The organism is Sphingobium sp. (assembly GCF_035511395.1).
GTDB lineage: Bacteria > Pseudomonadota > Alphaproteobacteria > Sphingomonadales > Sphingomonadaceae > Sphingobium.
In genome coordinates, this window is the sequence record NZ_DATKFP010000275.1 from 1 (window position 1) to 6,909 (window position 6,909).

A 6,909-nucleotide genomic window follows, 5' to 3' on the forward strand; every position below is an offset into this window, starting at 1 on the left:
GCGCGCCGGTATCCTGATAGAAATTCCAGAATATGTCCCAATGGGATTCGGTCAGATCGCTGCCGGTCGGGTGGACGATCTCCAGCCCCTCGACCGCGCGGCGTCTTTCCTTGCGGATATTCTTGCGCTTCTCGCTCGAAAGCTCTGCGAGGAAATCGTCGAAGCAGGCGTAGGCGCGATTGGTCCAGTGGAACTGACTGTCTTCCCGGATCAGCCAGCCAGCTGCCTCGAACAGCGGCACCTCCTCGGGAGCGATGAAGGTCGCATGGGCCGAAGAGAGGCCGTTGCGCTCCACCAGCGTTTCGATTCCTGCGATCAGAGCCGGCGCTGCGTCGGAATCGCGCAGCAACAGCCGAGGGCCGGGTACGGGAGAGAAGGGCGCAGCGATCTGGATCTTGGGATAATATTGGCCGCCAGCCCGTTCCCAGGCGTCGGCCCAGCCATGGTCGAACACATATTCGCCCTGGCTATGGCTCTTGGCATAGAGCGGTGCGGCGGCGGCGATTCGCCCATCAGCGCCGTCGATGACCAGCGGCAGCGGCTGCCATCCGCTTGCTTCGCCAACGCTGCCTGATCGTTCCAGCGCTACCAGGAAATCCCAGCTGACGAACGGATTGGTCGACCCGGCACAGGCATCCCATTCGTCGCGGGGCAGATCGGCCACGCCGGCGACAATGCGCGCCACGACCTCAGTCACGGGGCCCCTCAAAGATGATCTGGTCGGCATGAAGCGCGGCGCGCACTCGCTCTTCTTTGTTGCGCACCGTCCATGTCAGCACGGGCAGCCCCCTGCGACGGGCATGGATGGCGAAGCGGGATGGCAGGTCGCATATATCACAGGCCACAAAATCGGGTTTCGACAACCAAAGTGCAAGGGTGCGCTCGATCCCGCCACGCAACCGGTCCCTGCCGTGCTGCGTTACCACCAGCCCTTTTGTCACATGCGGCCGATGGCGCGCAAACCAGCGCACGGCATAGGGGTTGAAGGACATGATTGCGATTTGGGCTGTATTGGCGCGATCCAGATCGCGGGCAATCTCATCGCACAGGTTCGCCACATGGCGCCCGTTCGCCTTGATCTCGACGAGCAATGGCACCTCGTTGCCGCAGCGTGCCAGCAGCGTGGACAGGCGTGGGATCATGCCGCCATCGGGCAACGCGATGTTATCGAGATTGGCTGCATCCAGCGAGGCGACATATTCCGGTCGCTCCGCCAGCCGTAGGAGATTGGCATCATGGAAGACGAAGGCGATGCCGTCCCGGCTCGGCCTCACATCGCATTCTATGCCGAAGCCGCCGGCGATGGCGGCGTCGAACGCCGCCATGCCATTTTCGCTCACCCCTTGCCCATGCAGTCCACGATGGGCGAAGGGGGTGGCGGTCAGAAAATCGGGTTTCCGGCCGGACGCTGGCAAATTGTCAGGCCTGCGGCCTGACCAGAACCACCGCGTCGATCTCCACCACGGCGCCAAGTGGCAGCACAGGCACGCCCACGGCGCTGCGGGCATGCTTGCCTGCTTCCCTGAACACTTCCACCATCAGTTCCGACGCGCCATTGGCGACCTTGGGCTGGTCGGTGAAGGTGGGCGCGCTCGAAATGAAAGCGCCCAGCTTCACGATCCGCTCGACCCGGTCGAGGCTGCCCAACGCGGCTTTCATCTGCGCGATCAGGTTAAGGCCGCACACCCGCGCGGCGGCGACGCCATAGTCCAGATTGCGGTCTTCGCCCAGACGCCCGGTCATCAGGCCGTCGGGCGCCAGCGCGATCTGTCCGCTGATGTGGAGCAAGCCGTTGGCCTCCACCGTCGGGACATAGGCGGCGACCGGCGCGGCGGCCTGGGGCAGGGAGATGCCGAGTTCGGCGAGGCGGGCGTCAATGCTCATGCGGTTGCTCCATCATGGGAAATAAGGGGGAAGGGGCGGGGCCTTCGGCCAGCCGCGCCGCGATCCAGCGTTCGGCTTCAGGCCAGTCGTCGATCCGGGCATGGGCATGGACGGCAGCCGGCACGCCGGACGCGATCTCCGGTTCGCCTACCATGTGCAGCCGCCAGATGTCGGGTGCATGTTCCGCTGCCGACGCATGATGTTCGGCCAGATCGTCGATGAACAGGGCGACGCCGGGCTGACGCTCGGCAAGGATTCGGGCGATCGGACGCCCCTTGCCGCCGTGATTCCACTGTACCGGCAGGTTGAGGCCATGGGCGGCCAGTTGCTCGACCCGTGCGGCATGATGACGCTCGCCGATATTGGTCAGCACCATGATGTCGGCAATGTCCGACAGGCGCCGGAGCGCCTCGACCGCGCCGGTGATCGGCGTTTGCCGATGCATTTCCGTGTCGAAAAACTCGATCAGGAGCGACCAGACCAGTTCGCGCTCCAGCACGATGCCGCTGTCCTTATGCCGCAATGCCTCGCCGAAATGGCGATCATACATGTCGAAATGCACGTCATGTGTCTCGTCCAGCCAGTGGCGCAGCGGCACGACCATGTGCAGTAGCACCTCGTCGCAATCGGTGATGATGAGGGGACGGGTCATTTATTCAATCTCTCCTGCGCCGCGATCAGCGCGGCAGGGCTGGTGTCGATCGCCTCCGCGCAGGCGATCAGGTCAGGCTCATGGTCCGCGAGAAAAGCAAGCACTGCGCCTAAAATGGCGGGATTGTCGACGCCCGCGCGCAATGCCTCCGCGTCTAGCCCGGTCAGCGCGAGCAGCCGGTCCGCCCGTGCGCCGTCGGCCAATGTCCATCCCAGCGCCAGCAATGCCAGCATGGCAGGATCTTCGCTGCTATCCGGCTTGCGATTCGGGCTGTCGGGACGCATGATAGGCCTTTGGCGGGGAAGCGATCGGGGGCTCGCTTCGCAGGTGAATATGCGGGTGACTGGTGGCAAAGCGCGTGCTCGTTGTCGAGGACAACGAACTTAATCTCAAACTTTTTTGCGACCTGCTGCGCGCCCATGGCCATGAGGTGTTGCCGTTGCGGGACGGTAGGGACGTGCTGGCGCAGGCAGGCGAATTCCTGCCCGATCTGGTCATCACCGATATCCACCTGCCCCATGTCAGCGGCTATGACCTTATCCTGTCGCTCAAGGGTGACGAACGGCTGTCTTCGGTCCCGATCATGGCGGTCACGGCCTATGCCGGAAAGGGGGATGAGGAACGTATACGCGGCGCGGGCGCCGACGCCTATGTGTCCAAACCCATCTCCGTGTTGCGCTTCGTCGAACAGGTTAATGCGCTTTTGTAACAGCCGGGACAGATACGTCACTGATCCGTCACGCCGTTTTCATCACGCCGCCTTCATTTGGCAGGGTTGGCGTCATGTCGCTCTGCCAACCCCCTGCGCCAAGGCGCGGCGCCCCGCCGATAGCCTGATCACAGGGGTAGAACACCATGTCTCATCTGACCGACGAGGCGCGCGCGCCCCATCGCGACGCGCAGCCTGCCATCGAACTCGGCGAAAACAGCATTGAGGCGATCGTCGCCGCCAACCCCGCGCGCCGCACCGTATTGAAGAATGGCCTGCTCGGCCTGTCGATCCTTCCGATGCTCGGCGCGCTCGCGGCCTGCGATGATGACGATGATGATTCGAGCAGCGCCACGCCTACGCCTACGCCCACGCCGACGCCCGCGCCCAGCTACGGCATCAGCTTCGCGTCGGTCGCCGCCAACATGAACGACACCGTCACTGTCCCGAACGGCTACACCGTCGACATCCTGCTGAAGGCGGGCGATTCGGTTGAAACCGGCACGCCCTATTCCGGCGCCTTCCCGACCCCGGCCGACGCCGAAAAATGGGCTGGCGGCAATCATGACGGCATGGAGTTCTTCGAGCTGTCGGGTACCGATCCCAACACGGGCGGCCTGCTGGCGATCAACTTTGAATATCCCGACTTCAACATTTTGATGTCGGGCAGCTACGACGCCGCGACCGCCACCGCCGACCAGAAGGCGATCGCCCTCTCCGCCGTCGGCATCGGCGTCGTTGAAATCGCCAAGGGCACCGATGGCAAATGGGCCGTCAAGTCCGGCTCGAAATATAATGAGCGCTACACCGGCAACAGCAGCTACAAGGCAGCCGGTCCGGCTTCTGGTCTGCTGTCGGGCACGATCAAGGGCATGCTGAACAACTGCTCGTCGGGCCGCACGCCGTGGGGCACCTACCTCACCTGCGAGGAATCGACTGACAATTATCTCGATCCGACCCAGGCGGAGGAAAATTACGGTTGGGTGGTCGAAATCGACCCCTATCAGGAACTGGACGCGCCGACCAAGCGCACCGCGCTTGGCCGTTTCGACCATGAAAACACCGCCTATATGGCTGACAGCAATAGCCGCGTCGCCTTCTACATGGGCCATGACGGCACTCCGGGCTGCATCTACAAGTTCGTCTGCGATCGCCCTTTCAGCAGCAGCAACCGCGCCGCCAACCGCGATATGCTCGACCGCGGCACGCTCTATGTCGCCCGCTTCAACGCGGACGGTACGGGCGAATGGCGCGCGCTCGTTCAAGGGCAGAACGGTTTGATGAAAGGCACGATCGATCCGGGCAATGTCAGCCAAGGCGCACAGACTCCCGCGACCGTCGATTTCAACAATCAGGCCGAAGTCCTGGTCAATTGCATCTCGGCTGCTCGCGTCGCCGGTGGCACCGTGATGGATCGTCCGGAATGGATCACTGTCGCGCCCGACAACAGCGCCGTCTTCGTGACGCTGACCAACAACAGCAGTCGCAAGGTCACGGATGCGGCCAATCCGCGCACAACCAACCGCCACGGCCATATCATCAAGTTCAAGGAAGAGGGCAATTCGCCGCTCGCCATGAAGTTTAGCTGGGAAATTTTCCTGCTGGCGGGCGATCCGTCACTGGCCGGCTTTGGTTCAGCGACCGACAAGCTGGAGGGCAATATCAACGGCGACACCTTCTCCAGTCCCGACGGCATCCGGATCGATCCGAAGGGCCGGCTCTGGGTTCAGACCGACCACTCCGTCCCCGGCTCATCGGGCGATTCGTCGCGTACGATCGAGCAGGTCTTCGGCCAGAATGCGATGTTCTACATCGACCAGACGACCAAGAAGTCGATGCGCTTCCTCGTCGGACCGGAAGGCTGCGAGATCACAGGCCTTGCCTATACGCCGGACCTGAAGAACTTCTTCATCAACATCCAGCATCCGACCGGCAACTGGCCGATTTCGGGTCAGGAACCGCGGTCTTCGACCATCGTCGTACGCCGCACCGACGGCCAGCCGGTCGGCAACTGATCGCAGGATAATGAGAGACTCCTCCCGTTTCGGGAGGAGTCGGGCAGGGGCGCTCCGCGGAGCGCCCTTTTTCCCGTATCAGGCGAATTGCCGTCCATAAGGCAACAACAAAAGGCCCGCTCCCATGATGGGACGGACCTTTTTGTCATTCCGAGCGCGGAAGATCAGGCGCGCGGGCATGACGCCCGCAGCGGCTTACTTGATCTTGGCTTCCTTGAACTCGACATGCTTGCGCACGACCGGGTCATACTTGCTGAAGCTCAGCTTCTCGGTCTTGGTGCGGGGGTTCTTCTTGGTGACGTAGAAGAAGCCAGTGTCAGCCGTGCTGACGAGGCGGATCTTGACAGTTGCCGGCTTGGCCATGGCCCTATTCCCTGGTCTTGAAAAGCGTAAAAATAAAGCGGCTCGCCAAAGCTGATTGGCGGACCGCCCGTTTCAGCGGTCGCCCATGGGCCAGATTCGGCTTCCTGTCAAGGCTCGGCCCAGGCTTTACGTGCCTTTAACCACCCTGTGCCTATCTTTCGGGTATCACGGACAGAGGGGCTTTTCCATGCGGCATGACCCGATTTCAGCCATTTTGACGGATCTTCTCCGCCGGGTCGACGGACTGGCGGGGCAGCGCGGCCATGTGTCCGTCCTGCGCCTGCATGATGAAGTCGACCAGATTCGCCATATCGCCCGCGCCTTTCACCTCGATCAGGTGGAAGGATTGGCCGGGACGCTCGAATCGGCGTTGTCGCTGCATGGACTGGGACCGGTGGTGCTGTCCTATCTCGATCTGCTGCGCGATGCGATTGGCGCGGAAATACCGGTCGGGTCGATCGCATCATTGGTACCCCGCACCGCCCCGGCCGCCGTCATTCCCCTTCGCGTCTGAGATCGCTGCTCGCCGATGGATGCCCTGCTGATTGCCCTCCTCGGCTGCCTGCTCGGCGAAATGGGCGACAAGAGCCAGTTTCTCGTTCTCGCGCTGGCTACCCGCTACGATCGCAATGGCGCGGTGATCGCAGGGGTCATCGTTGCCGCCATCGCCAATGCTGCCATCTCCGCTTTTGCCGGCGCCTGGGTCGGCCCGATGCTGGGGGGCGAAGCGCGCCTGCTCTTCATGGCACTGTCCATCCTCTTTCTGGGCGCTGGCCTCTTGTGGCGCGTGTCGAAGCCCGATCCGCTGGAAGGCTGGCGGACCGGCGCTTTTCTCACGACAGCGCTTGGCCTGTTCATCCTGGGATTCGGCGATGGTCCGCAATTCCTGATCCTGGGCATAGCGACCCGAACTGCCGACCCGATATTGGCGGGGATCGGCGGTGCGATCGGCATGATCGCTGCGCTCGTCCCGGTCGTCGTGGCGCGCCACCAGTTGCTCGCTGTCCTCCCAATGCGCGCGATTCGTTGGACCGGCGGGGCGATCCTTCTTGTGACCGGCGCGGTCATGGCCTTGTCTGCCACCGGTCTGCTCTGATCGAACCGCTGCATCAGGCTGATCGGGATTTCCGCCGCGAAAAAATGGCACCATCTTGCGGAACGATCATTATATATCCGAAACCAGTTTCCCGAATAGGAGGACATTGCATGACCGCCCCCGATCTGAAGACCCCGACCAACCTCAAGAGCAACGCAACCAAGTCTGTTGCCGAAGCGCTGAACGGCGC

At 62.7% G+C, this 6,909-nt stretch carries 10 protein-coding genes; 4 read left to right on the forward strand and 6 right to left on the reverse strand.

Going from position 1 to position 6,909, the window contains the following annotated elements:
- From VMR39_RS19055 to VMR39_RS19075, 5 genes are all read right to left on the reverse strand, one after another.
- On the reverse strand, positions 1–697 hold a 697-nt coding region (locus tag VMR39_RS19055), incomplete at its 3' end, for a peptidogalycan biosysnthesis protein (RefSeq protein WP_325417994.1).
- Positions 690–1,415, reverse strand: coding sequence for a glycerophosphodiester phosphodiesterase family protein (locus tag VMR39_RS19060; RefSeq protein WP_325417996.1), 726 nt, complete (start codon positions 1,413–1,415; stop codon positions 690–692). The genes VMR39_RS19060 and VMR39_RS19055, both read right to left, overlap by 8 nt.
- 4 nt (positions 1,416–1,419) lie before the next feature.
- Entirely contained in the window at positions 1,420–1,884 is a 465-nt protein-coding gene (locus VMR39_RS19065) for a RidA family protein (RefSeq protein WP_325417998.1), read from the reverse strand.
- Positions 1,874–2,536: an HAD family hydrolase gene (locus tag VMR39_RS19070; protein ID WP_325418000.1), complete on the reverse strand. Its 663-nt coding sequence runs from the start codon at positions 2,534–2,536 to the stop codon at positions 1,874–1,876. The genes VMR39_RS19065 and VMR39_RS19070 overlap by 11 nt, the downstream gene beginning before the upstream one ends.
- Complete coding sequence (locus VMR39_RS19075; RefSeq protein WP_325418002.1) at positions 2,533–2,820, reverse strand: DUF3572 family protein; 288 nt, start codon at positions 2,818–2,820, stop codon at positions 2,533–2,535. Before VMR39_RS19075 ends, VMR39_RS19070 begins: the two co-directional genes overlap by 4 nt.
- Positions 2,821–2,882: 62 nt before the next feature.
- Here VMR39_RS19075 and VMR39_RS19080 point away from each other — a divergent pair, with 62 nt between their 5' ends.
- A complete protein-coding gene (locus VMR39_RS19080) occupies positions 2,883–3,245 on the forward strand; it encodes a response regulator (RefSeq protein ID WP_325418004.1) in 363 nt (120 codons plus the stop codon).
- 146 nt (positions 3,246–3,391) lie between these two features.
- On the forward strand, positions 3,392–5,260 hold the full coding sequence (locus VMR39_RS19085) for a PhoX family protein (protein WP_325418006.1): 1,869 nt from the start codon (positions 3,392–3,394) through the stop codon (positions 5,258–5,260).
- A 195-nt stretch (positions 5,261–5,455) separates the two neighbouring features.
- Here the strand turns inward: VMR39_RS19085 and rpmG are convergent, their stop codons facing one another.
- The gene (gene rpmG / locus VMR39_RS19090) at positions 5,456–5,623 is read right to left on the reverse strand and encodes a 50S ribosomal protein L33 (protein WP_006959016.1); all 168 of its coding nucleotides are present in this window, start codon (positions 5,621–5,623) and stop codon (positions 5,456–5,458) included.
- A gap of 187 nt (positions 5,624–5,810) precedes the next feature.
- On the opposite strand from rpmG, the gene VMR39_RS19095 reads away from it, so the two are divergent.
- Entirely contained in the window at positions 5,811–6,137 is a 327-nt protein-coding gene (locus tag VMR39_RS19095) for a hypothetical protein (RefSeq protein WP_325418011.1), read from the forward strand.
- A gap of 15 nt (positions 6,138–6,152) precedes the next feature.
- Positions 6,153–6,719 (forward strand): TMEM165/GDT1 family protein, encoded by a 567-nt coding sequence (locus VMR39_RS19100; RefSeq protein ID WP_325418013.1) that lies wholly within the window; start codon positions 6,153–6,155, stop codon positions 6,717–6,719.
- The last annotated feature ends 190 nt before the right edge of the window (positions 6,720–6,909 follow it).

Bases quoted from the DNA above. Each gene is read 5' to 3' on its own strand.
- VMR39_RS19075 (WP_325418002.1), bottom strand. From the start codon at position 2,820: ATGCGTCCCGACAGCCCGAATCGCAAGCCGGATAGCAGCGAAGATCCT.
- VMR39_RS19100 (WP_325418013.1), top strand. From the start codon at position 6,153: ATGGATGCCCTGCTGATTGCCCTCCTCGGCTGCCTGCTCGGCGAAATG.
- VMR39_RS19070 (WP_325418000.1), bottom strand. From the start codon at position 2,536: ATGACCCGTCCCCTCATCATCACCGATTGCGACGAGGTGCTACTGCAC.
- VMR39_RS19065 (WP_325417998.1), bottom strand. From the start codon at position 1,884: ATGAGCATTGACGCCCGCCTCGCCGAACTCGGCATCTCCCTGCCCCAG.
- rpmG (WP_006959016.1), bottom strand. From the start codon at position 5,623: ATGGCCAAGCCGGCAACTGTCAAGATCCGCCTCGTCAGCACGGCTGAC.
- VMR39_RS19095 (WP_325418011.1), top strand. From the start codon at position 5,811: ATGCGGCATGACCCGATTTCAGCCATTTTGACGGATCTTCTCCGCCGG.
- VMR39_RS19085 (WP_325418006.1), top strand. From the start codon at position 3,392: ATGTCTCATCTGACCGACGAGGCGCGCGCGCCCCATCGCGACGCGCAG.